At 64.6% G+C, this 24,198-nt stretch carries 21 protein-coding genes; 10 read left to right on the top strand and 11 right to left on the bottom strand.

Features of this window, described 5'->3' with window-relative positions:
• Nucleotides 1-107 precede the first annotated feature (107 nt).
• Nucleotides 108-1,391, bottom strand: a complete 1,284-nt coding sequence (gene frc / locus GGC64_RS06580) for a formyl-CoA transferase (RefSeq protein WP_192721606.1) — start codon at nt 1,389-1,391, stop codon at nt 108-110.
• Nucleotides 1,392-2,055: 664 nt separating this feature from the next.
• Between frc (GGC64_RS06580) and frc (GGC64_RS06585) the strand changes: the two genes are divergently transcribed.
• The 3 genes from frc (GGC64_RS06585) (at nt 2,056) to GGC64_RS06595 (ending at nt 5,636) form a co-directional block, all read left to right on the top strand.
• Nucleotides 2,056-3,282 (top strand): formyl-CoA transferase, encoded by a 1,227-nt coding sequence (gene frc / locus GGC64_RS06585; protein WP_192721607.1) that lies wholly within the window; start codon nt 2,056-2,058, stop codon nt 3,280-3,282.
• A 65-nt stretch (nt 3,283-3,347) separates the two neighbouring features.
• Entirely contained in the window at nt 3,348-4,739 is a 1,392-nt protein-coding gene (locus GGC64_RS06590) for an OFA family MFS transporter (protein ID WP_192721608.1), read from the top strand.
• A gap of 177 nt (nt 4,740-4,916) precedes the next feature.
• Complete coding sequence (locus tag GGC64_RS06595; RefSeq protein ID WP_192721609.1) at nt 4,917-5,636, top strand: GntR family transcriptional regulator; 720 nt, start codon at nt 4,917-4,919, stop codon at nt 5,634-5,636.
• On the opposite strand, the gene fdhD is transcribed toward GGC64_RS06595, so the two are convergent.
• Nucleotides 5,622-6,464 carry a formate dehydrogenase accessory sulfurtransferase FdhD gene (gene fdhD / locus GGC64_RS06600; RefSeq protein ID WP_192721610.1) on the bottom strand — a complete coding sequence of 281 codons (843 nt, stop codon included), beginning with the start codon at nt 6,462-6,464 and terminating at the stop codon, nt 5,622-5,624. The two genes, GGC64_RS06595 and fdhD, sit on opposite strands and share 15 nt — an antisense overlap.
• A gap of 91 nt (nt 6,465-6,555) precedes the next feature.
• On the opposite strand from fdhD, the gene GGC64_RS06605 reads away from it, so the two are divergent.
• The 3 genes from GGC64_RS06605 (at nt 6,556) to GGC64_RS06615 (ending at nt 9,017) form a co-directional block, all read left to right on the top strand.
• A complete protein-coding gene (locus GGC64_RS06605) occupies nt 6,556-7,893 on the top strand; it encodes an OFA family MFS transporter (protein ID WP_192721611.1) in 1,338 nt (445 codons plus the stop codon).
• 32 nt (nt 7,894-7,925) lie between these two features.
• The gene (locus GGC64_RS06610) at nt 7,926-8,204 is read left to right on the top strand and encodes a hypothetical protein (RefSeq protein WP_192721612.1); all 279 of its coding nucleotides are present in this window, start codon (nt 7,926-7,928) and stop codon (nt 8,202-8,204) included.
• Between the two features lie 459 nt (nt 8,205-8,663).
• On the top strand, nt 8,664-9,017 hold the full coding sequence (locus tag GGC64_RS06615; RefSeq protein WP_192721613.1) for a hypothetical protein: 354 nt from the start codon (nt 8,664-8,666) through the stop codon (nt 9,015-9,017).
• A gap of 14 nt (nt 9,018-9,031) precedes the next feature.
• Here the strand turns inward: GGC64_RS06615 and GGC64_RS06620 are convergent, their stop codons facing one another.
• The 7 genes from GGC64_RS06620 to GGC64_RS06650 form a co-directional block, all read right to left on the bottom strand.
• Nucleotides 9,032-9,244, bottom strand: a complete 213-nt coding sequence (locus GGC64_RS06620; RefSeq protein WP_192721614.1) for a formate dehydrogenase subunit delta — start codon at nt 9,242-9,244, stop codon at nt 9,032-9,034.
• Nucleotide 9,245: 1 nt separating this feature from the next.
• On the bottom strand, nt 9,246-12,059 hold the full coding sequence (fdhF, locus tag GGC64_RS06625) for a formate dehydrogenase subunit alpha (RefSeq protein ID WP_192721615.1): 2,814 nt from the start codon (nt 12,057-12,059) through the stop codon (nt 9,246-9,248).
• Entirely contained in the window at nt 12,056-13,627 is a 1,572-nt protein-coding gene (locus GGC64_RS06630; RefSeq protein ID WP_192721616.1) for an NADH-quinone oxidoreductase subunit NuoF, read from the bottom strand. The genes fdhF and GGC64_RS06630 overlap by 4 nt, the downstream gene beginning before the upstream one ends.
• Nucleotides 13,624-14,082 carry a formate dehydrogenase subunit gamma gene (locus GGC64_RS06635; protein WP_192721617.1) on the bottom strand — a complete coding sequence of 153 codons (459 nt, stop codon included), beginning with the start codon at nt 14,080-14,082 and terminating at the stop codon, nt 13,624-13,626. The genes GGC64_RS06630 and GGC64_RS06635 overlap by 4 nt, the downstream gene beginning before the upstream one ends.
• A 73-nt stretch (nt 14,083-14,155) precedes the next feature.
• Nucleotides 14,156-15,412: a formyl-CoA transferase gene (gene frc, locus GGC64_RS06640; RefSeq protein ID WP_192721618.1), complete on the bottom strand. Its 1,257-nt coding sequence runs from the start codon at nt 15,410-15,412 to the stop codon at nt 14,156-14,158.
• A gap of 36 nt (nt 15,413-15,448) precedes the next feature.
• A complete protein-coding gene (gene oxc, locus GGC64_RS06645) occupies nt 15,449-17,191 on the bottom strand; it encodes an oxalyl-CoA decarboxylase (protein ID WP_192721619.1) in 1,743 nt (580 codons plus the stop codon).
• 150 nt (nt 17,192-17,341) lie between these two features.
• Entirely contained in the window at nt 17,342-18,274 is a 933-nt protein-coding gene (locus GGC64_RS06650) for a LysR family transcriptional regulator (protein ID WP_192722430.1), read from the bottom strand.
• A 111-nt stretch (nt 18,275-18,385) separates the two neighbouring features.
• Between GGC64_RS06650 and GGC64_RS06655 the strand changes: the two genes are divergently transcribed.
• Nucleotides 18,386-18,847: a PAS domain S-box protein gene (locus GGC64_RS06655; RefSeq protein ID WP_192721620.1), complete on the top strand. Its 462-nt coding sequence runs from the start codon at nt 18,386-18,388 to the stop codon at nt 18,845-18,847.
• 18 nt (nt 18,848-18,865) lie between these two features.
• Here the strand turns inward: GGC64_RS06655 and pyk are convergent, their stop codons facing one another.
• Nucleotides 18,866-20,287 (bottom strand): pyruvate kinase, encoded by a 1,422-nt coding sequence (pyk, locus tag GGC64_RS06660; protein WP_192721621.1) that lies wholly within the window; start codon nt 20,285-20,287, stop codon nt 18,866-18,868.
• Nucleotides 20,288-20,297: 10 nt separating this feature from the next.
• Complete coding sequence (locus GGC64_RS06665; RefSeq protein ID WP_192721622.1) at nt 20,298-21,305, bottom strand: 2-dehydropantoate 2-reductase; 1,008 nt, start codon at nt 21,303-21,305, stop codon at nt 20,298-20,300.
• Between the two features lie 91 nt (nt 21,306-21,396).
• Here GGC64_RS06665 and GGC64_RS06670 point away from each other — a divergent pair, with 91 nt between their 5' ends.
• Genes GGC64_RS06670 through GGC64_RS06680 form a run of 3 tightly spaced genes read left to right on the top strand, consistent with a single transcriptional unit; the run spans nt 21,397 to nt 24,198 of the window.
• Nucleotides 21,397-22,476: a Re/Si-specific NAD(P)(+) transhydrogenase subunit alpha gene (locus GGC64_RS06670; protein WP_192721623.1), complete on the top strand. Its 1,080-nt coding sequence runs from the start codon at nt 21,397-21,399 to the stop codon at nt 22,474-22,476.
• Between the two features lies 1 nt (nt 22,477).
• On the top strand, nt 22,478-22,777 hold the full coding sequence (locus GGC64_RS06675; protein ID WP_192721624.1) for an NAD(P) transhydrogenase subunit alpha: 300 nt from the start codon (nt 22,478-22,480) through the stop codon (nt 22,775-22,777).
• Complete coding sequence (locus GGC64_RS06680) at nt 22,774-24,198, top strand: NAD(P)(+) transhydrogenase (Re/Si-specific) subunit beta (protein ID WP_192721625.1); 1,425 nt, start codon at nt 22,774-22,776, stop codon at nt 24,196-24,198. The genes GGC64_RS06675 and GGC64_RS06680 overlap by 4 nt, the downstream gene beginning before the upstream one ends.

The following is a 24,198-nucleotide window of genomic DNA, read 5'->3' on the forward strand; positions in this document are numbered from 1 at the left end:
GCCAGCCCACGTGAAGCAATCGCTCACCGCTGTTGCGGCTTTCGTGCGGCACGCGCCGCCCGGTCTATCCCAATACTGTTCTGTCCTTTCCTCACAGCGCGCATTGCTCAGATGACGCCGGCATTCCTGAACAGCTCGAGCTGCTCAGGCGAATAGCCGAGCTCAGTGCAGATCTCTTCGGTGTGCTCACCGAGCAGCGGTGAGCGGACGATGTCGACCGGGGAATCAGACAGCCGCAGCGGAGAGCCGACCGTCTTGAAGGCGCCGCGCTCAGGATGTTCGACGGTGACGATGGCTCCGAGTTCGGTCAGCGTCTCGTCCTCGATCAGCTCCCGAGTCGAGAGCACCGGACCACACGGGATGTTCAGCGCGTTGAGTGCTTCCAACGCCTCCCATTTGGTGTGCCGCTCCGACCAGTCTTCGATCAGGGCGAAAACCTTGTCCAGCTTCGGAAGCCGATCCTCCGGCCGCGCCCAATCAGGGTGATCGGCGAGGTCGGGCCTGCCGATCAGTTCCGCGAGCGGCGCCCAGCCCACCGGCTGCACGATCACGTAGATGTAGTCGTTGGGGCCCCCGCCCTTGGTCTTGACCGCCCACCCGGGTTGGCCGCCGCCCGAGGCGTTGCCCGACCGCGGGACCTCGTCGCCGAAGTGCTGGTTGGGATACTCGCGAAGCGGGCCCGCAGCGAGCCGTTGCTGATCACGAAGCTTGACACGGCAGAGATTGAGCACCGCCTCCTGCATGGCGACCTCGACACGCTGTCCGCGACCGGTGTTCGTGCGCTGGTACAGCGCGGCCAAAATTCCTGACACCAGATGGATTCCGGTGCCCGAGTCACCGATCTGCGCCCCTGTTGCCACCGGTGGACCGTCTTCGAAACCGGTGGTGGCCATCGAGCCGCCCATCGCCTGCGCGATGACTTCGTAGGCCTTGAAGTCGAAGTACTTCCCCGGACCGAACCCCTTGATGGACGCATAGATCAGCCGTGGGTTGATGTCGCGCAGCCGCTCCCAAGAAAAGCCGAACCGGTCGACGACGCCGGGACCGAAGTTCTCCACGAGGATGTCGACACGCGACACCAGATCGGTGAAGATCCGCTTGCCCTCTTGGGACTTCATGTTCAGCGTGATGCTGCGCTTATTGCAGTTGAGCATCGTGAAGTACAGGCTGTCCGCGTCTGGCACATCGCGCAGCTGGGTGCGGGTGACGTCGCCGGTGCCGGGTGCCTCGAGCTTGATGACATCGGCGCCCAGCCATGCGAGCAACTGGGTGGCCGAGGGACCCGACTGCACGTGCGTCATGTCGAGCACCCGAACGCCGGAAAGAGCCTTACCTGTCGGCGGACCGGATTCCACGATGCCCGTGTCGCTGGCTGAGGGGACCTGAACCATGTGCACTCTTCCTTCACTCGAGCCGGTTGCCTCCTCGTGCGGAGAAGCTCGTCACAAGATTGCATACCGTATGAGGTAGACAACAGTGTGGTGTACGCAACACGGCGTTGTCCAGCGATCCGTCAGTACTCACAGACTTCTCTGTCAGGGATGAAAACCACGTCCCGTTGACACCCGGCGGCAGACGAATTTCGTCGCGCGTCCAGCCCAGGTGCGGGGCGCCAAAATGGCGCGGCGCCGGCCGGATTGCCCGATTGCTTTCTCAAGTAAAACGCCTGTGCCGCACCGTATTACGCCTTCGGATTCGACGACCCGATCCCTGCAACTGGCCATTCCCGATAGCGGTGTCGTGCAGACGAAGATGCGCGCGGTGCCGCGGCATCGTAGGCGGCCGTGGCGGGCAATTGAAGAGACGTCAGCCGATTGACAGGAAACTAGGGGCTTGCGTCCAGATTGTATGAGGTATACCGTACGCCGTGTGATGTCGGTTACTTTCTGACACAGCGAGTGACTGCCTTCACAAACCATTCGATAGCAGCGAGCTGTGCCGGGTCCGGCAAGCGGTCACTGATCAACGTGTGGTCCGACTTCGGCGCGCAAAACTGCGCAGCCTGTGCGGTTGCCGGGGTCGCTAACCACACGTTCCACCAATAAGGGGACTGTCTTGGGTAAGGCACTCGAAGGCGTGCGCGTCCTGGATATGACGCATGTCCAGTCAGGGCCGTCGTGCACCCAGATCCTGGCCTGGCTGGGCGCGGACGTCGTAAAGCTGGAGGCACCCGCCGGCGACGTGACACGCAAGCAGCTGCGCGACATCCCGGGCGCCGACAGCCTCTACTTCACGATGCTCAACTGCAATAAGCGCAGCATCACGCTGAACATGAAGTCCCAAGAGGGCAAGCGCATCTTCACCGATCTGCTCCCCCGGTTCGACATCCTCGCCGAGAACTTCGGCCCTGGCGCCATCGAGCGCATGGGCTTCGGGTGGGAGGAATTGCAGCGCATCAACCCTCGGCTGATCTTCGCCTCCATCAAGGGTTTTGGTGACGGCCCGTATACGCATTACAAGGCGTACGAAGTCATCGCGCAGGCGATGGGCGGATCGATGAGCACAACCGGCTTCGAAGACGGACCACCACTGGCCACCGGCGCGCAGATCGGCGATTCCGGCACCGGCATCCACACGGTGGCCGGCATTCTCGCCGCGCTGTACCAGCGCGAGCACACGGGTCGCGGGCAGCGCGTGACCGTCGCCATGCAACATGCGGTGCTGAACCTGTGCCGGGTCAAGCTGCGCGACCACCAACGGTTGCAGCACGGACCGCTCGGTGAATACCCCAATGAGGATTTCGGAGACTGCGTGCCGAGATCGGGCAACGCCTCGGGTGGCGGTCAACCGGGTTGGGCGGTGAAATGCGCACCCGGCGGGCCCAACGACTACATCTACGTGGTCGTGCAGCCGGTGGGCTGGGAGCCGATCGCGCACCTGATCGGCAGGCCCGAGCTGGTCACCGATCCCGAGTGGAGCACGCCGCAGGCGCGACTGAACAAGTTGGACAAGATGTTCCAGCTCATCGAGGAGTGGACGATGGGCCTCGGCAAGTGGCAGGCGCTCGCGCAGCTGACCGAGCACAACATCCCCTGCGGCCCAATCCTTTCCACGAAGGAAATCATCGACGACGCCTCGTTGGCAGCCAACGACATGGTCGTGCGGGTGGATCACCCCGAGCGCGGCGAGTTCACCACGGTCGGCTGCCCGATCAAGCTGTCCGACTCCCCTGTCGACGTCGAACGCTCCCCTTTGCTGGGCGAGCACAACGCACACATCTACGGCGACGAGCTCGGGCTTGGCGACCAGCTCTCCGCGCTGAAGGCGAAGGGAGTCATCTAACGATTCCGCCACCAAAAAAGCAGACAGTCGGCAGTATACAGAGACGAAAAGGAGATTCGACAGGCATGAACGCGTCAGCTCAGCCGGCATACCGCGAGGTAGTCGACGATAACGGCCGGGTGTATCGAGTCGGCGAGACCGACCGCGACATCCTGGGACGGTCCCGGGCCTGGATGGTGTGGCTCCCGTGGATCTCGATGATGGCCATCAGCTCATCCGAATATGCATTCACCTCAGCCGACGACACGCTGTCAGAGGCCCACGGTTGGCACGGCGCCCATATCTTCTGGTTGCTGGGTGTATGGGTGATGTTCCAGGCCGCGGTGGCATTCCCCGTCGGTCAAATGCGGGAGAGCGGCAAGCTGTCGGCTCGTTCCGCGATGTTGCTCGGTGCGGGCGGGGCGTTCCTCGGATACCTGTCGCTGGCCTACGCCCCGCACGTCCTCCTTGCCTACCTCGGCTTCGGGTTGTTCGGCGGCGGCGGCGCCGGCTTCGTCTACGCCACGTGCATCAACATGGTGGGCAAGTGGTATCCGGAACGCAAGGGCGGCAAGACGGGCTTCGTCAACGGCGGCTTCGCCTACGGCTCGGTGCCTTTCATCTTCTTGTTCACCAACTACATGGACCTGGAGAACTACGAGGGCATCCTGTTGGCGGTCGGCATCTTCCTGGCGGCCGTCGTCGCGCTCTGCGGTTTCTTCTTCATCGACCCCCCGAAGAACTGGTGGCCGCCGCACGTCGACCCGCTGAAAGTCAACGACGACCCCAAGATTCGCCGCGCACTGCGAAAGAACCCACCGGCGGTCAAGCAGTACACCCCGAAGGAAGCCATCAAGACCGGCATCCTGCCGCTGATGTGGTTCGTCCTGCTGTGCACCGCGGGCATCAACATCTTCGGCATCGCAATGCAGGTGCCGTTCGGCAAGGAGATGGGTTTCGCAGGCGGCATCGTCGCGCTCGCGATGAGCTTCAAGGCGATCGTCAACGGCACCGGCCGCGGCGTGATCGGCTGGATCTCCGACCGGGTCGGCCGCAGAGACACGCTCATCATCGTGTGCGTGGTGCTGGGCCTGGCCCAGTTCGCGGTGTACTTCTCCGGGTCGATCGGCAGCATGCCGCTGTTCCTGTTGGCGTCGATGGTGTCCGGCTTCGGCGGTGGCGCGATCTTCCCGCTGTTCGCGGCGATGACCGCCGACTACTTCGGTGAGAACAACAACGCCACCAACTACGGCCTGGTCTACAGCTCGAAGCTGGTGTCGGGTCTGGTCGGCGCCGGTTTGGGTGCGGTCGTCGTGGATACGTGGGGTTACGGCGCCGCATTCGGAATCGCCGGTTCGGTCGGCATCGCCTGCGCCTTCCTGTCGATTCTGTTGCGTCAGCCCAAGCTCAATGAGCCAACACCGACGCGGTCATCCGATCCGACACAGGTCGAGGCCAAGGTACTCGTAGTCGATTAATCGGCTTCGGCGCACAGCACCCCGGGTGATGAGAAGGCCTGCTCAGGGCCTCACACCCGGGGTGTTGCGTTGCCGGCCGACGGGGTTCGACCACCACAGTGTGCGGCAATGGCGGTTTATTGCATACGAAAGCCGGTACTCTGTTGTCCGCAGCCACAGATAGCGGAGGAATGCGCGATGTCACTTCCCACCCCGAGTCCCCGTAAGCGCGCGCCTACGCTGACCGACGGCGCCTCACGCCGCGTGCAACGCCCCGCTCCCCTGCGCCAGGCCGTCTACGACGCGATCGTGGACCTGATCGTGCAGGGCACACTGCAGCGCGGCCAGCATCTTGTCGAGAACGAACTCGCCGAGTATCTGGGCGTGAGTCGGCAGCCGGTACGCGAAGCACTGCAGCGGTTGCAGACCGACGGGTGGATCGACCTTCGGCCTGCGCAGGGCGCGTTTGTCCACACACCGTCCGAAGACGAGGTGGATCAGCTGCTCGGTGTCCGCACCGTGCTCGAGACGTACTCGGCCCGCCTGGCGGCGGAAAACGCCACCGCCGAAGACGTCAACCGGCTGTGGGAGTTGCAGCAGGACGGCCTCAACGCGTTGGCCGCCAACGACTCCGAAGCGCTGGTGACCGCGAACGTGAACCTACATGAGGCGATCACCGAGATAGCGGGAAACTCGGTGCTGGCCAGGCACATTGGACTAGTCGAACGGCGGTGGCACTGGTATTACCTGCCGATCGCACAGCCGCGCGGTCAGGGTGCGTGGACCGAACATGCCGAACTGATCAAGGCCATCGCGGCCGGTGACGCCGATCTGGCGAGCAGCATCATGCAAAACCACACGGAGCACACGCGGAAGGTCTACCACGACCAGCGGCAGACCAAGTCAGCGTCCGAGTAGCTGCTCCGACTGGATCCGCTCGGCGCCCGCATAGACATTCATCGATGAGCCGCGCAGAAAACCGATCAGCGTAAGGCCCATCTCCCTTGCCAGATCGACCGCAAGGGATGACGGCGCGGATACAGCTGTCAGCGCAGGGATTCCGGCCATCACCGCCTTCTGCACCAACTCGAATGAGGCTCTGCCACTGACCATCAGGGTGGTGCCTGTCAGCGGCAGGTGGCCCTGATCGAGTGCCCATCCGACGACCTTGTCCACCGCATTGTGCCTGCCGACGTCTTCTCGCACGCACCACAGGTCCCCTGTCGCGTCGAAGAGTCCGGCCGCATGCAATCCGCCCGTGCGGTCGAAGACACGCTGTGCAGCCCTGAGTTTGTCCGGCAGGGCAGCAATCGTTGCGGGGTTGAGCTGCAACGGGTCTCGGTCGACGTGCCACCTGCTGATCGTGCGCACTGCCTCGAGGCTGGCCTTGCCGCACAAGCCGCACGATGACGTCGTGTAAAAGTTGCGCTCCACGGACACGTCAGGCGGTGGCACGCCGTCGGCCAGCAGCACGTCGAGCACGTTGTAGGTGTTGACACCGTCGGCTGTGGCTCCCGCGCAATACCGGATCCCGGCGATCTCGGAGGGGGCCGAAACGACTCCCTCGCTGACCAAAAAACCGCGGGCGAGGTCGAAGTCGTTGCCCGGGGTTCGCATCGTGACCGTGAGGGGACGGCCTGCGACGCGAATTTCCAGCGGTTCCTCCGCAGCGAGCGAGTCCGGACGGGCGCTGGCGACTCCGTCGGCCAGTCGAACGACTCGATATCTGCTGGTTACGCGTCCCATGCCGAGCCTCTCCCAAAAAGGTGGACAAGTGATCCACGTCATAGCTATGCTAGTCGCATACTGTATGCAATCGTATCCTTTGGAGGCCGGCATGACCAGCAGCGCACGCGGAGTCGCAGTCGCCGAGGTTCGGGATATGCACGGACGCTCCTACCGGGTCGGGGAACGACCACAGGACATCATGGGGCGCTCCCGTGCCTGGATGTTCTGGCTCCCCGCGGCGGCCATGGCAGGGATCAGCGTGCTGCAGTACGGCTACAGCGTCGCTGCCATCGCACTGCAACCGTCCGGTGCCGCTGCGTTCTGGGTGCTCGCACTCTGGGTGATGTTCCAGGCCGGCGCGGCTGCCCTGACCGCCGCACTGCGTCACCACGCGGCTGTGCACCCGTCGCGCGCGATGCTTGTCGGCGCGGTGCTGTGCGCCGCCGGACCGCTGACACTCGCCTACAGCGATAGCTTCGGCCTGGCTGTGCTCGGTTACTCCGCGCTGTGCGGCAGCGGTGCAGGCATCGTGTACGCGACGTGCAGCTCAACGGTCGCGAAGTGGTATCCCGAAGCGCGGGGCCTGCGAATCGGTTTCGCCACTGGCGCATTCGGCTACGGCGCCGTGCCGTTCATCATCCTGTTCGCTAGCGGTCTGACTCCCGCCAACCATGGCGACCTCTTCACCGGTGTGGCTGTCGTCGTCTTGGCCGTGGTGGCGTTGTGCGGCATCTTCTTTCGCGATCCCCCGCAGGGCTGGTGGCCGCCCGACGTCGACCCCCGTTTGTGGGCCATCGACAAGCGAATCAATCGCAGTCTGTGCAGCAATGCCCCCGCGGCTCGGCAATACGCGCCGGGACAGGCCGTGCGGACGACCCCGTTCGTGGTGATGTACCTCATCATGGTGTTCGCCGCCGCCACCTTTCTGCTAGCCGTGGCATACGTCCCAACCATCGCCGTTTCCAACGGATTCGGACCGGTGGTGGCTGCGTCAGCCGTCGGGCTGCTCGCCGTCGTCAGTGGCGGCGGGCGCGCGATCGCGTGTCGCATCTCCGACCGCTTCGGACGACGGCAGACGCTCAGCGTTGCACTGCTGCTGGCGGGGTGCGCACAGCTGGGCCTGGTGTACTCGGCCTCTGTTCATCAGGCCGAGGCTTTCGTGACGTTCGCCGGGCTCAGCGGGTTGGCAGGCGGCGCGTTCTATCCGCTGCTGGCAAGCCTGGTGGCCGACTATTTCGGCGAGCGCAACGCTGTGCGAAATTTCGGAGTTGTCTACAGCGCCAAGCTATTTGGCGGTCTCATCGGGATCGGACTGCCTGCGTTCGCGGTGTCCTCCCCCGCGCTGAACGCGGTGTTCGTCACCGCAGGGCTCATCGGCCTCTGCGCAGCTGTCACCACGCGACTGCTGCGTCAGCCCGGGCATCTCATTGCCCGGTTACCGCGGTAGACCCGAATTACTAATCATCACAAGGAGATCCAATGTCCCTGGCGCTAAAAGTAGACGAGCTGCAGCGGCTGATCGACGACCTGCGGGGATCAGTGACAGGGCTTGCCGCGACGTATGGCGACTGCCGGGCAACCCGTCGTATTCTGAACGGCATACACCGGTTGGAGATCGACGTCGAAGAGCTGGAGGCGACCAGAGGGCTCGCCCGGCCCGTGGCATCGAGGCAACTCATCCAGATTCCCGACACCCAGTACGACCACGACTTCTGGCGAGACGTCGACCACGAGGGAATAGGCGGACTCCGCGCCTGAGTGAAGAAACTACGCTCAGCGGCACTTCACCTCGAATGTCCGCGTGAAACAGCACTTCTTCTGAAATCCTGTGCATGACAGAGTCAGGAGGACCGGAGGATGCACCGAGTCGTCGCCTTACGGGCAAGAGCAACTGCGTCGGTGCGTGCCCCCGTGCATCGGCCGCTGGTGTTGACCGCGGCTGCGTACTTGGCAGTGATGACGGTTTCGTGCTCGTCGGCAATCCCCGAGTCCGCGGCGCCGAGCAGCGACGAGACACCACACAAAGCAGATCTCACACAGGTGACCAACTCAATGTTCGTCGATCGGTCGGCCGTCCCCGCAAACCTCCCGATGCGGTTCGCCGGACCCAGCATACGTAACGACACAGGCCCGAACCCGCCGGTTTATCCGTCCGAATGCGGTCCGATCTTCAGCGGCCCAGCCGACACGCAATCCGGAGACGTGAAATGGGCGACAGTGAGCGCGACCGGCGAAGCTCTGAACGCCGACCATGGAGGTTATTTGCTGTCGATCTCGGTTCCGCGAGAGCGGCCGGACCTCAAGAGCCTGCTGAGCAGATGCGCGAGTATCGAGCACGAAGGCGTCACCGCTACGTACTCGCCGCTACCCGCACAGGGACTGCCGGACTGGGCCGTCGCAACGCGCGTGGCCACTCGGGGAGCTACCGGCGCCGACATCATGGGCTATTGCCGTGGTCTTTACATTTCTGCGAACTTCATCCAGCGCCCGGCCGCAGACATGTCGCCCACCGACACCGACACCCTGGTGAAGCTCTTCAACGAGCAGGCGGCCAAGCTAGAAGCGATTTAAGCCGGGCGGCGCCGCTAGCGCAGCAGCCCCGCTGCGGCCACCGAAACCGGATCGAGATCCGTTGTGTCCGAGGCGACGAGCAGCAGCAGCCGTTGCTTCATCCGCGGGTCCCAGAACCGTCTGATGTGGTCTGCGACCGCGGTCGCAGCCTGGTCGGTGTGCAGGTAGCCGAAGTGCGCAGCGATATTGTTGATCATCCTGATCTCAGCAGGAGCATTGAGCCCCATATCAATCCACCAATTCCGCAGTCAGCACGCCATCCAGTTCTTGTTCTCTGATCACGGGATGCGCCAGGGCGACCTGCACAGCCGTCACCTTGTATTCGGGGCAGTTCGTGGCCCAGTCCGAGTTGTCGGTGGTGACGACGTTCGCACCCGTGACCGGGTAATGGAACGTGGTGTACACGACGCCGGTCGGCATCCGGTCGGAGATCTTCGCGCGTAACTTCGTCGTGCCGACGCGGCTGGCCAAGGTGACCTCGTCACCGTCGGTGATTCCGCGGTCCTCGGCGTCGTGGGGGTGGATCTCCAGCAGATCCTCCTGGTGCCAGGCGATATTGGCCGTCCGGCGGGTCTGCGCTCCGACGTTGTACTGGGACAGGATGCGACCCGTCGTGAGGATCAACGGGAAGCGGCGGGTGCTGCGCTCGTCGGTGGGCACGAACGGGGTCGGCACGAACCTGCCTTTGCCTCTGGTGAACCCGTCGATGTGCATGATCGGCGTGCCCTGCGGGGTCTCGTCGTCGCAGGGCCATTGGATGCTGCCCAGCTCGTCGAGCCTGTCGAATGACACCCCGGCGAACGTCGGTGTCAGAGCGGCGATCTCATCCATGATCTGGCTCGGGTGGTCATAGTGCATTGGGTAGCCCATCGCGGTCGCGACCCTGCACACGATCTCCCACTCGTGCATGCCGTTCTTCGGTTTCATCACCGCGCGAACCCGGTTGATCCGCCGCTCCGCGTTGGTGAACGTGCCGTCCTTCTCCAAAAACGATGCCCCTGGCAGAAACACGTGCGCGAACTTCGCGGTCTCGTTGAGGAACAGGTCCTGCACGACCACCAGTTCCATCGCAGCCAGCGCGGCGGTGACGTGGCCGACGTTCGGGTCCGACTGGGCAATGTCCTCGCCGTGGACGAACAGCCCCCGGAACGTGCCCTCGATCGCGGCGTCGAACATGTTCGGGATGCGCAGCCCAGGCTCGGGTAGAAGCGCTGTTCCCCAGAGGTTTTCGAAGATGCCGCGCACCGCGTCGTCCGATACATGCCGATACCCGGGTAGTTCATGCGGGAACGAGCCCATGTCGCAGGAGCCTTGCACGTTGTTCTGGCCGCGCAGTGGGTTCACACCGACGCCGTCACGACCGATGTTGCCGCACGCCATCGCCAGGTTCGCCATGCCCATTACCATCGTCGAACCCTGGCTGTGTTCGGTCACGCCGAGGCCGTAGTAGATGGCACCGTTCGGCGCCTGCGCGTAGAGGCGCGCGGCGGCCCGAACCTCGGAGGCGGGCACGCCCGTGATCGGCTGCACGGCCTCCGGGCTGTTCTCGGGGCGAGCGATGAACTCCGCCCACTCGGCGAATCCCTCGCAGCGGTCCGCGATGAACGATTGGTCCACAAGGCCTTCGGTGACCACCACATGCGCGATCGCGTTGACCACCGCCACGTTCGTGCCCGGCGCCAACTGCAAGTGGTGATCGGCCTCCACGTGCGGCGAGCGCACGAGGTCGATGCGACGCGGGTCGACGACGATCAGCTTTGCGCCCTGTCGTATCCGCTGCTTCATCCTCGACGCGAACACGGGATGCCCATCAGTGGGGTTGGCGCCGATCACCATGATCACATCGGCTTGCGCGACGGACCGGAAGTCCTGCGTGCCTGCCGATTCACCAAAAGTCTGCTTCAGCCCATAGCCAGTCGGCGAATGGCACACCCGCGCGCAGGTGTCGACGTTGTTGTTGCCGAACGCGGCACGCACCATCTTCTGGACGACGTAGACCTCTTCGTTCGTGCACCGCGATGAGGTGATCGCACCGATCGCGCCTGCGCCGTGCCGTCGCCTGATGTCGAGCATCCGGCGCGCGACGGTCTCAATCGCCTCGTCCCACTCGACCTCGCGCCACGGCTCGGTGATGGTGTCGCGGACCATCGGCTTGAGTTGGCGGTCCGGATGGGTGGCGTAGCCAAAGGCGAAGCGGCCCTTCACACATGAGTGACCCTCATTGGCGCCGCCGTCCTTGTGGGGCACCATGCGAACCAGTTCGTCACCGCGCAGCTCAGCCTTGAACGAACACCCGACGCCGCAGTAGGCGCACGTAGTGATGACCGAGCGCGAGGGCATGCCCAGTTCGATCACCGAACGCTCCTGCAGCGTGGCCGTCGGGCAGGCCTGCACACATGCGCCGCAGGACACGCATTCGGAGTCCATGAACAACTCGCCCGCGCCCGGTGAGACTTTCGAGTCGAAGCCACGGCCGTCGATGGTCAGCGCGAACGTGCCCTGAATCTCGTCGCAGGCACGCACACAGCGTGAGCAGACAATGCATTTCGACGGGTCGAAGTCGAAGTAGGGGTTGCTTTGGTCTTTGACCGCGTCGAAGTGGTTCTCGCCCTCATAGCCGTACCTGACCTGACGCAGCCCGACAGTGCCTGCCATGTCCTGCAATTCGCAGTCGCCGTTGGCGGCACACGTGAGGCAGTCCAGCGGGTGGTCGCTGATATAAAGCTCCATGACGTTCTCGCGCAGCTTCGCGAGTTTCGGCGTCTGCGTCCGCACGACCATGCCCTCGGCCACCGGCGTGGTGCACGAAGCCGGGGTGCCACGGCGACCGTCGATCTCCACCAAGCAGAGCCGGCACGAACCGAACGCGTCGAGCCGATCGGTGGCACACAGCTTCGGGACGTCGACGCCCGCGAGCGCCGCCGCGCGCATGATCGACGTGCCCTCGGGAACCGCGATCGGCAGCCCGTCCACTTCGAGCGAGAGCGTCGCCTCGCCCTCTTTGGCCGGAGTGCCGAAGTCGGGTTCCTTGAGCAGACTCATGTCGTACCTTCCGTCCTCGCAATCGGTTGCCTGGCATGGAAGTCGTCTGGGAAATTGACGATCGCACTGCGCACCGGCATCGGGGTGAGCCCGCCCATCGCGCACAACGAACCCTCGGTCATCACATCGCACAGGTCTTCGAGCAGCGCCAGGTTTTCGTCGCGGTGTTCGCCGGAGGTGATGCGGTCGATCACCTCGACGCCGCGCACCGCGCCAACGCGGCACGGTGTGCACTTGCCGCACGACTCCGCCGCGCAGAACTCCATCGCAAACCTGGCCTGCGCCGCCATGTCGACGGTTTCGTCGAACACCACGATGCCGCCGTGGCCGACCATCGCGTTGGCCGCTGCGAATGCCTCGTAGTCCATGGGTAAGTCGAACTTTGTTCTCGGCAGATAGGCCCCGAGCGGCCCGCCGACCTGGACCGCGCGCACAGGCCGACCGGACCGGGTGCCGCCGCCGTAGCCGTCCACGAGCTCACCGAGCGTGATCCCGAACGCGGTCTCGACGATGCCGCCGTGTTTGATGTTGCCGCCGAGTTGAAACACCTGTGTGCCGCGCGAACGTTCAACGCCGAGTTCTTGATACGCCTGCGCGCCGTGCGCAAGAACCGTCGGCACGGTGGCAAGCGTGAGGACGTTGTTCACCACCGTCGGCTTGCCGAACAGGCCGTGGATCGCCGGGATCGGCGGCTTCGCGCGGACCATCCCGCGCTTGCCCTCGAGGCTTTCCAGCATCGAGGTCTCCTCGCCGCAGATGTAGGCGCCGCCGCCCACCCGCACATGAAGATCGAAGTTGAGCGACGAACCGAGCACGCTGTCGCCCAGCCATCCTCGCCCGTAGGCGATCTCGATGGCGGCGCGCATTGTCGCGATCGCGTCGGGGTATTCCGACCTGATGTAGATGTAGCCCTCGGTGGCGCCGACGGCGTAGGCGGCGATCGTCATGCCCTCGATGAGCAGAAACGGATCACCTTCCATCAACATCCGGTCGGCGAAAGTCCCGCTGTCGCCTTCATCGGCGTTGCAGCAGACGAACTTCAGTTCGTCGGCGCAGTCAAGCACTGTCTTCCATTTGATGCCCGCCGGGAAGCCCGCACCGCCCCGGCCGCGTAGACCGGATTCTGTGACCTCGACGACGACGTCGGCAGGTGAATTCTCCAGTGCGCGAACCAGTCCGACCAGCCCGCCGTGACGCAGGTAGTCGTCGGGCGACAGCGGATCGGTGACGCCCACCCTGGTGAAGGTGACCCGATTCTGCGCGGCGAGCCACGGCAATTCGTCGACAACGCCCAACCGCTGCGGGTGCGCCGCTCCGTCCAACATGCCGGCCGCCACGAGGTCGTCGACGTCGCGCGAAGCCACCGGGCCATAGCCGATGCGCCCGTCGGGTGTCGCCACCTCAACCAGTGGCTCCAGCCACAGCATGCCGCGAGAGCCGTTGCGCACCAACCGAATCGAGCGGCCATGTCGTGCCGCGGCGCTCACAATTGCGTCGGCGACGTCGTCAGCGCCGACCGACCGCGCCGCAGAATCCCTCGGCACATACACGGTGACCGGTGTCATCATTGCGCGGCCGCCTCGTCGAATATCGCCGACAACCGCGCCTCATCGAGCCGGCCGCGCAGCCTGCCATTCACTTGCGCGGCGGGCCCGAGCGCACAGTTGCCAAGGCAGAAGACCTGCTCGACAGTCAATGACCCGTCGCGGCTTGTCTCACCCAAGGACATGCCGCACGCTTCTTGCACATGGTTCACCAGTCGCTCCGCACCGACCGACTGGCACGCCTCGCCACGGCAGATGCGCACGGTGGTGCGGCCTGCCGGTGCCGAGCGGAAGTCGTGGTAGAAGGACACCACTCCGTGCACGTCCGCACGGGACAGATTGAGCTCCTCGGCGAGCATCGGAATCGCTTCGGGCGGAACATAACCCAGCGTCTCCTGTACCGCGTGCAGGATGGGGAGCAGGGCGCCGCGCTGCCCTCGATGGGTGGCAACGATATCTCGGACAAGCGCTGTACTCATGCCTCGACTCCCAGAGGAAAAGGGTGGAACCGCCCCAGGGGGGAACTGGGGCGGTTCTCACCGGGCGGGCGGGTTAGACGACGATCTTCTTGTCGTGCCAGGCGGCGATGGTGTCCGCGTCATAGCCGAGTTCGGCGAGAACCTCGTCGGTGTGCTCACCGAGCAGCGGTGCGCCCTTGATGTCGGGCTTGAATGCCGAGAACTTAATCGGGCTGCCGACGGTCAGGTAAGTACCCCGGCCCGGCTGCTCCACCTCGACGATGCTGCCGCTCTTGCGCAGATCCTTGTCGTCAGCGAGGTCCTTCATCGACATGACCGGCGCACAGGGCACTTCCCACTCGCGCAGGATGTCGACTGCCTCCCACTTCGTCTTGTCGGCCAGCCACTTCTCGATCTCGGCGAAGATGTCGAAGATCTTGTCTTGGCGGGCACGCGCGGTGGCATAGCCGGGGTCGTCCACCCACTCGGGCCTGCCGATCGCCTCGGCGGTGCGCTTCCAGTTCTGCTCCTGGATGGTGAAGTAGATGTAAGCGTTGGGGTCGGTCTCCCAGCCCTTGCACTTGACCACCCAGCCGGGCTGACCGCCGCCGCCGGCGTTGCCGCCACGCGGAACGGCCTCACCGAACTCGCCGTTCGGCCACTGCGGGTATTCCTCCAGATAGCCGACGCGTTCCAGGCGCTGCTGGTCACGCAGCTTGACCCGGCACAGATTCAGCACCGCGTCCTGCATTGCGGCCGAGACCTTTTGCCCCTTGCCGGTCTTGTCCCGCTGGATCAGCGCCGTGAGGATGCCGATCAGCAGGTGCATTCCGGTGTTGCTGTCGCCGAGAGCGGCGCCGGCCACCGTCGGCGGACCATCCCAGAATCCGGTGGTGGAGGCGTTGCCGCCTGCGCACTGCGCGACATTCTCGTAGACCTTCAGGTCGTTCCAGGACGAGTCGTCGTTGAATCCCTTGACCGAGCCGAAGATCAGCCGCGGGTTCCATTCCTGGATCTTCTCCCACGAAAGGCCCATGCGGTCCATGGCGCCCGGCGCGAAGTTCTCGACCAGTACGTCTGCCCCGCGGATCAGCTTCTCCATCACCTCCAGGCCCTCGGGTGACTTCGTGTTGATCGCCAGTGAGCGCTTGTTGCTGTTCAGCATGGTGAAGTACAGCGCGTCCAGATCGGGGATGTCGCGCAACTGATTACGCGTCACGTCGCCCCCGCTGGTGCGCTCCACCTTGAGTACGTCGGCTCCGAACCAGGCGAGCATCTGAGTGCACGCCGGGCCCGCCTGGACCCCGGTGAAGTCGATCACCTTGATCCCGGAGAGCGGTAAATCGGTCATGACACGTTTCCTTTCGTTTGTTGATCGTGTCGGTGTTCAGTGCTTTGCGGTGATGCCCTTGGGATTGAGGTGCGCGATATTGCCGCTCTCGGTGCCGTCGGAGGGGTCGATGACGCAGTCGATGAGCGCAGGCCGGCCCGAGGCGAGGGCCTCGCGCAACGCCGCGCCGACCTCCGCGGGTGTGGTGGCCTGATATCCCTTGCCGCCGAAGGCTTTGATCATGTACTCGTGCCGGGCCTGCAGCACCGTCGGAGCGGGGTCGGCCGTGGTTGACGCCTCGTCGCCGCGGTAGACACCGCTGTTGTTCAAGATGACGGTGACGATGGGCAGGTTGTAGCGGCAAACCGCCTCCAGCTCCATTCCGCTGAACCCGAATGCGCTGTCGCCCTCGATCGCAACGACTGGCTGACCGGTCTCGACCGCGGCGGCGATGGCGTAGCCCATGCCGATACCCATCACACCCCACGTCCCGCTATCCAGCCGGTGCCGCGGTACCTGCATGCCAATGGTGTTGCGCGCCAGGTCGAGTGCGTTGGCTCCCTCGTTGACGACGTAGGCTTGCGGGTTGTCGTGCAGGACGTCGCGGATGGCCTGCAGTGCGCCGAGGAACTTCATCGGGTGTGCGGTCAGCGCTGCTTCCAACCGACCCGCCATCTTTGCGACGTTCCCGGACGACTTGGCCTCGAGCTCTTCGCGCCACTCGTTCTGAACCGTGATCTGGCCGGGCTTCGCGCGCTCGAGAAGCGCCTCCATCACCGAGCCGACATCGCCGACGAGGGGTGCGGCGATCGGTTGGTTGCTGTCCATCTCGTTGGCCGCGATGTCGACCTGGATGAACTTGGCATCCGGATTCCATTGCGGCGCATCGCCGTGTCCGAGCAGCCAGTTCAGCCGGGCACCGACGAGCATCACGACGTCGGCCCGTTTCAGGGCCAGCGAGCGGGCGGTGGCGGCCGACTGCGGATGGTCATCGGGCAGCAGTCCCTTTGCCATCGACATCGGCAGGTACGGCACACCGGTCGTCTCGACGAACTCGCGGATCTGCTCGTCGGCCTGCGCGTAGGCCGCGCCCTTGCCCAGCACGATCAGCGGCCGCTTCGCATTCGCCAGCAGATCGATTGCGGAGTCGACCATCTCGGTCTCCGGCAACTGGCGCGGCGCAGGGTTGACGACACGCCACAGTGTCTTGGCCGCCTCCTGCGCATCGATCACCTCGCCGAGCACGGCGGCTGGGATGTCCAGGTAAACCCCGCCAGGACGACCGGAGGCCGCGGTGCGGATCGCGCGGGCGATGCCGCGGCCGACGTCCTCGGCGCGCGATACTCGGTACGCCGCCTTAGCGAACATCCTGGCCGCCGCCAGCTGGTCCATCTCCTCGTAGTCACCGCGCTGAAGGTCGACCAGGTGGCGCTCGCTCGATCCGGAGATCTGCACCATCGGGAAACAGTTCGTGGTCGCATTGGCAAGCGCGACAAGCCCGTTGAGGAAGCCAGGAGCCGAAACCGTCAGGCAGATGCCGGGCTTCTTGGTGAGAAAGCCGGCCGCAGCGGCGGCGTGGCCCGCGTCGCTCTCGTGACGAAAGCCGATGTAGCGGATCCCAGAGGCTTGCGCGAGGCGGGCCAGGTCGGTGATCGGGATACCAACGACCCCGTAGATGGTGTGCACATCGTTGAGCTTGAGCGCGTCGACCACCAGGTGGATCCCGTCGGTGAGAGCACCTGGCCCTTGCGGATCTGGGGTGCTGTCTACCTCCGTGTCCGGCAGGGAAGCAATGGTCATGGTGTGAGCCCTTCCTGGCTGTTTCGCGCTTATTGCTTTGTTGGAGTTAACTTTCCGCGTCGCGACCTTCGGCGTCCAAGACTTGTCTGTGATCGCGTGATAACCGCCGGTTATCACCGTGAGACACGACAGTGCCCGCACATTGCGTCATTACGCGACGTGGACGAGGTCCTTTCCGTGGAGTTCAAAGATGTCGTTCAGCGGTGTTCCGATCGCGACGTTCAGAAACGCTCTAGCGGCAACCGAACCTGGCGTGCCCGCGTGGATCGCCATCGAGATCTTCGCTCTGGTATCCGGTTCGACGAGGCGAATGGCCCGTGCCGCTCCGTTCACGGGCATCGCCCGCAACCAGGTGTGTGGCACCACGCTGGCCCAGGCGCCGGTGGCGACATGCGCGTAAAGCGATGCGACAGAATCGGTCTCCACTTGCGGTGCGGCCGTCGCACCGCTGTCGGCGAACGCCTTGTCGATGAACTGGCGGAACCGCATGTCCGGCGTCAGAAGCGCCAGCGGCAGCTGCGCCGCTTCGGCCCACGTGATGGTTCGCTCGGCGGGCACCAGCTGATCACCCGACACCAGCAACACATACTGCTCTTCGTAGAGCGGCACCACCTCGAGGCCTGACTGGTCATCGGGGCCGAAATGCGCAATGGCGACGTCCAACTCGAAGTCACGCAGCTGACGAAGTAACTCGGTTGAGGAGAGCCGCGAACAGACCTTGACCCTGGCCAGCGGGTGCAGCGCGCAGAACGCCGCGACGGGAAGCGCGGCGGTCGTCGAAACGGTGGGGCCTATCCCGAGCCGCAGCGTCGCGGAGATGCCTGACCGCATCGCGGCCGCCTCCGCTTTGAGGGCATCGTGTTCGGCGAGTACGCGCTTGGCCCAAACGACGAGGCGCTCCCCCTCGGGCGTCAGGCCCTCGAAGTTCTGGCCACGATTGATCAGGGTGACGCTCAGCTCCCGTTCCAGCTTGGCGATCGACGTCGACAGCGCAGGCTGCGACACGTAACAGCTCTCGGCCGCGCGTGCGAAGTGCCGCTCCCTGGCCACGGCCACGAAGTACTCCAGCTGGCGCAGCAGCACAGGTCCTCCTTCAGGCGTCATGCAGGATTGTATTCAGTATTCGATATTGCGTATGCTAAGGCTCCGCTGCGCGGATGTCCAGCGAGTGACGGATAAGGAACGGGGTGTGATGTGACTGAAGGCGCAAACGTGGCCGGTGTGACCGAGGAATGGCTTGCCACGGCGGTCGTGAAGGAGTCAGCCGAGGCCATCGTGGTGACCGACCCGGCGGGGATCATCCGACTGTGGAACGAAGGGGCCGCCCGAATGTTCGGCTACTCCGTCGAAGAGGCGATCGGCCAGAACCTCGACATCATCATTCCGGAGAAGCTGCGCGACCGGCACTGGAAGGGCTACTTCCAGACGATGGCCACCGGCTACACCCGTTACGGCGACAAGCTGTTGAGCGTGCCCGCCACCCATCGCGACGGCCAACGGTTGTCGATCGAGTTCAGCGTGGCGCTGTTGCGCGACGGCGCCGACCAGATCGTCGGCATCTCGGCGATCATGCGTGAGGTCAGCGAACGACGTAACGCAGAACGCGAGTTGCGCGCGAAGATCTCCGAACTCGAAAGCCGGGTGGGGCCGGCCTGAGCGGCCCCCACCCCTTCGTCATTCGATCCGAAGTACACGCATCCGGTCGGTGTAACCGGCCACCCCGCTGCGGCTTCCGGACACCACGACCACGAGGCTGCCCGGATGGGAGACACCCAAGGCGGACAGACCCCGGCTCACGTCGGCGGGCATGGTCTCGGGCGTGCTTGACGGCGCCAGCACCGCAGACTGAATGCCCCAGGAGAACGCCAACCGCGCCCTGACAGCGTCGTTGTGCGTGAAGGCGATCAACGGCAGGGGCGATCGCTGCCGAGCCAGCCGCATCGCCGTGTCTCCGGAACGGGTGAAACAACACAGCGCCACCGCCCCGATCCGCCTGCCCAGATCGCAGGCGGCCGCTGCCACGGCATCGCTGATGCCGGCATCCTCGTCTTCCCGCAGCACGGCTTCGGCCACATTGCGTTGGCGCAGTGCATCTTCGGCCGTCACCACAATGCGACCCATGGTCTCGACGGTGTGGGCGGGATAGGCACCGACGCTGGTCTCTGCGGACAGCATCACCGCGTCGGCACCATCGAAGACCGCGTTGGCGACGTCGGAGACCTCGGCCCGAGTCGGACGCAGATCGGCGACCATCGAGTCGAGCATATGAGTCGCCACGATCACCGGCTTGGCCGCTTGCCGGCACAGACTGATCGCCCGCTTCTGAACCAGCGGAACCTGCTCCAACGGCATCTCGATCCCGAGGTCGCCGCGGGCAACCATCAATCCGTCGAACGCGTCGACGATCGCACTCAGGTCCGAAACCGCCTCCGGTTTCTCGAGTTTCACCATGACAGGAACACGCTTGCCCATCTCGTCCATCACCGCATGCGCGAGCTTGACCTCCTCGGGAGCGCGGACGAATGACATGGCCACCATGTCGACACCAAGCTCGAGTGCGAACCTCAAATCCTCGATGTCCTTCTCGGACAGGGGCGGAACGCTGACCGCGACACCCGGCAGTGAGATGCCCTTGTTGTCGCTGACGGGCCCGCCATGGACAACCTCGCAGCGGACGTCGTCGATATCCACATCGAGCACCCGCAGTTCGATCTTGCCGTCGTTGACGAGCAGCCGATCACCAGGCCCGACGTCGGAAGCCAGGCCGTCATACGTCGTCGACACCCTGTCGTGGTCGCCGGCACAGGGCGCGGTGGTGATCACGATCTGCTCGCCGTCGGCCCAGAACACCGGCCCGTCGGCGAAGCGGCCCAGCCGGATCTTCGGGCCCTGCAGGTCGGCGAGCACGCCTACCGCGCGACCGCGCTCGGCAGCGATCCGGCGCACGGTGTCATAGACAGCGGAATGCTCTGCCCGTGTGCCGTGGCTGAAGTTGAGCCGCGCCACATCCATTCCGGCGTCGATCAATTCAGTGAGTCGCGAAACAGAGGATGTGGCAGGCCCGAGCGTGCAGACGATCTTTGCGCGTCGATTCACGGTATTCCTTTCAGCGCAGGGCGGGGATGGCGTCGGCGTGCCACGCGCCCGGCACGCATGTCCGTGAGAGCAGGTCGGTGGCCGCGTGGACGGTGCGTAGCGTCGGAGCAGGCGCACCGGTGAGGTCGGCCATCTCGACGACCGCGGTGACGATCGCGTCGAGTTCCAGTTGTTTGCCCGCCTCGAGGTCCTGCAGCATCGACGTCTTGTGGTGGCCGACGTTCTCCGCTCCGCGCAGGCGCTTCTCGATCGAAATGTCCGGCTTACTACCAACTCTCGCGGCGATGTCGAGCGTCTCTTCCATCAGTTGAGTGACGATCTGACGGGTGTGCGGGTTTTGGCAGATCTCGACCATCGTCGCTCTGGTGAGCGCACTGATTGGATTGAACGCGACGTTGCCCATCAACTTGATCCAGATGTCGTCACGCAGATTCGGCTCGACCGGCGCCTTCAGCCCACCGGCAATCATGGCGTCGCTCAACGCTTTACAGCGCGGCGAGACCTCCCCGGACGGCTCGCCGATGGAGAACCGGGTGCCTTCCAGATGCCGGATCACGCCCGGCGCCTCGATCGTTGTCGCCGGATACACCACGCAACCGATGGCGCGCTCGGGTGACAACACGGCACTGGTCGCCCCGCCCGGATCCACCGCCTCGATGCGACGACCCTCGTATGGGCCTGCCAGTTGGTGGAAGTACCACCACGGGATCCCGTTCTGCGCGGGAAGCACCGCGGTGTGCTCGCCGAGTAGCGGTTCGACCAGTGGACCGCACGTCGGGTAGCTGTGCGCCTTGAGTCCGAGGAAGACGTAGTCGACGGGGCCGATCTCGGCGGGGTCGTCCGTGGCGTGCGGGTGAGCCACGAAGTCACCCCGCGGGCTGAGAACCTGGACGCCGTTCTCGCGCATCGCCCGCAGATGCTCGTTGCGCGCGATCAGGTGGACCTCCGCACCACCCCGGTGCAGTGCGGCGCCCCAGTAGGCGCCGATCGCTCCGGCCCCGACGACTGCAATTCTCACGGCGACTCCTTGGGTATGGTCTGGACTGGTTGCATACAGTATGCGATCTCCTCTACTGTGGCAATGGTCCCGCCCTGCCAGGAAGAGGAATATGACGCTGATCGGAGTGCCGCGTGAGACAGCGGCGGATGAACGTCGTGTCGCGTTGGTCCCCAAGGTCGTTGAGAAACTGCATGCCGCGGGCATTGCCGTCGTCGTCGAAAGTGGTGCTGGCACAGGAGCATTGATTCCCGACGAACAATACGAACAGGCGGGCGCCAGCATTGGCGACCCATGGCCGGCAGACCTTGTGGTGAAGGTGAACCCTCCGACCACCGATGAGATCGCGCTGCTGAAGCCGGAATCCACCGTCGTCGGGTTTCTGGCACCGCGAACTCGCCCCGAGGTCGCCGACGGCTTACGACTGGCTGGGGTGACCGGCTTTGCGATGGAAGCGATTCCCCGCATTTCCCGCGCGCAGGCCATGGATGCGTTGTCATCGCAGGCCAACGTCGCGGGATACAAGGCGGTGTTGCTGGCGGCGTCGGAATCCACCCGGTTCTTCCCGATGCTCACGACGGCCGCGGGCACCGTGAAGCCGGCTACCGTGCTGGTGCTCGGCGTCGGGGTGGCGGGTCTGCAGGCGCTGGCGACGGCGAAGCGACTGGGCGGTAAGACCACCGGCTACGACGTACGTCCCGAAGTGGCCGACCAGGTGCGCTCGGTCGGCGCGCAATGGCTGAACCTCGGCATCGACGCGGCCGGTGAGGGCGGCTATGCCCGCGAACTCACCGAAGCGGAGCGGGCGCAGCAGCAGGACGCACTGGAGAAGGCGATCACCGGGTTCGACGTCGTCATCACCACCGCGCTCGTGCCCGGCCGCCCTGCCCCCCGGTTGGTGACTGCGACCGCGGTGGAGGGCATGAAACCCGGCAGCGTCGTGGTCGACCTGGCCGGCGAGACCGGCGGCAACTGCGAGCTGACCGAACCGGGACAAACCGTCGTCAAACACGACGTGACGATCGCGTCTCCGCTGAACCTGCCAGCCACCATGCCCGAGCACGCCAGCGAGTTGTATGCCAAAAACATTGCGGCACTGCTGGATCTGCTGATCAAAGACGGCGAGGTAGCACCGGATTTCGACGACGAAGTCGTCGCTGCTTCCTGCGTCACACGCGAGAGGACGAACTGACGTGTACGACCAGTTGTTGGCGAACCTGGCGATCCTGGCGTTGTCGGGATTCGTCGGTTTCTCGGTGATCTCCAAGGTCCCCAACACCTTGCACACGCCGTTGATGTCGGGCACCAACGCCATTCACGGCATCGTGCTGATCGGCGCGCTGGTGGTGCTCGGCCGCGTCGAGCATCCGTCGCTCGCTATCCAGGTCATCCTGTTCGTCGCCGTGGTGTTCGGAACACTCAATGTGGTCGGCGGTTTCGTGGTCACCGATCGGATGCTGGGCATGTTCAAGGGCAAGAAGGCCGCGCGATGAACTATCTCGTCACAGTGCTCTACATCATCGCGTTCGCGATGTTCATCTACGGCCTGATGGGGCTGACCGGTCCCAAGACCGCGGTGCGCGGCAACTGGATCGCCGGTGCTGGCATGGCCCTGGCGGTGGTGGCGACACTGATCGCGATCCGGCACACCGAAAACTGGGGGCTCATCATCGCGGGCCTGCTGCTCGGCGTGGCACTGGGAGTGCCACCCGCGCGGTTGACGAAGATGACCGCGATGCCCCAGCTGGTCGCTCTGTTCAACGGGGTGGGCGGCGGTACGGTCGCGCTGATCGCACTGTCGGAATTCATTGATACGTCAGGCTTCTCGAATTTCAAGCACGGTGAGTCGCCGACGGTGCACATCGTGGTGGCCTCGCTGTTCGCCGCGATCATCGGCTCGATCTCGTTCTGGGGTTCAATCATCGCGTTCGGCAAGCTGCAGGAGATCCTGCCCGGCCGCCCGATCGGCATCGGGAAACTGCAGCAGCCGTTCAACCTGTTGCTGCTGTTGGGTGCGGTGGCCGCCGCGGTCGCTATCGGGCTTGGCGCGCATCCCGGCATCGGCGGGGCGGCATTGTGGTGGATGATCGGGCTGCTGGCGGCCGCGGGCGTGCTGGGCCTGATGGTGGTGCTGCCGATCGGCGGTGCCGATATGCCGGTGGTCATCTCATTGCTCAACGCCCTCACCGGATTGTCGGCCGCTGCAGCGGGTTTGGCTCTGAACAACACATCGATGATCGTCGCAGGCATGATCGTCGGCGCGTCCGGTTCGATCCTGACGAATCTGATGGCCAAGGCGATGAACCGCTCCATTCCCGCGATCGTGGCAGGCGGCTTTGGCGGCAGCGGAATGGCAGCGTCGAGCGATGACGGAGTCGAGAAGGTGGTGAAGGCGACCTCGGCGGCCGACGCCGCGATCCAGATGGCCTACGCCAACCAGGTCATCGTCGTGCCCGGTTACGGCTTGGCGGTTGCCCAGGCGCAGCACGCCGTCAAGGACCTGGCCGGCATGCTCGAACAGCGCGGCGTGCCAGTCAAATACGCGATTCATCCCGTCGCGGGACGGATGCCCGGACACATGAATGTGCTGCTGGCCGAGGCCGACGTCGAGTACGACGCGATGAAGGAGATGGACGACATCAACGATGACTTCTCGCGCACCGACGTGACCATCGTCATCGGCGCCAACGATGTCACCAACCCAGCGGCGCGCAACGACCCGTCGAGCCCAATTCACGGCATGCCGATCCTCAACGTCGACCAGTCCAAGTCGGTGATCGTGCTCAAGCGGTCGATGAACTCCGGCTTCGCGGGCATCGAAAACCCGTTGTTCTACGCCGACGGCACCACCATGCTGTTCGGCGATGCGAAGAAGTCGGTCACCGAGGTCGCCGAGGAACTCAAGGTTCTCTGA

Origin of the sequence: Mycobacterium sp. OAS707 (genome assembly GCF_014873705.1) — a bacterium.
In the GTDB taxonomy this organism is placed as follows: Bacteria; Actinomycetota; Actinomycetes; order Mycobacteriales; family Mycobacteriaceae; genus Mycobacterium.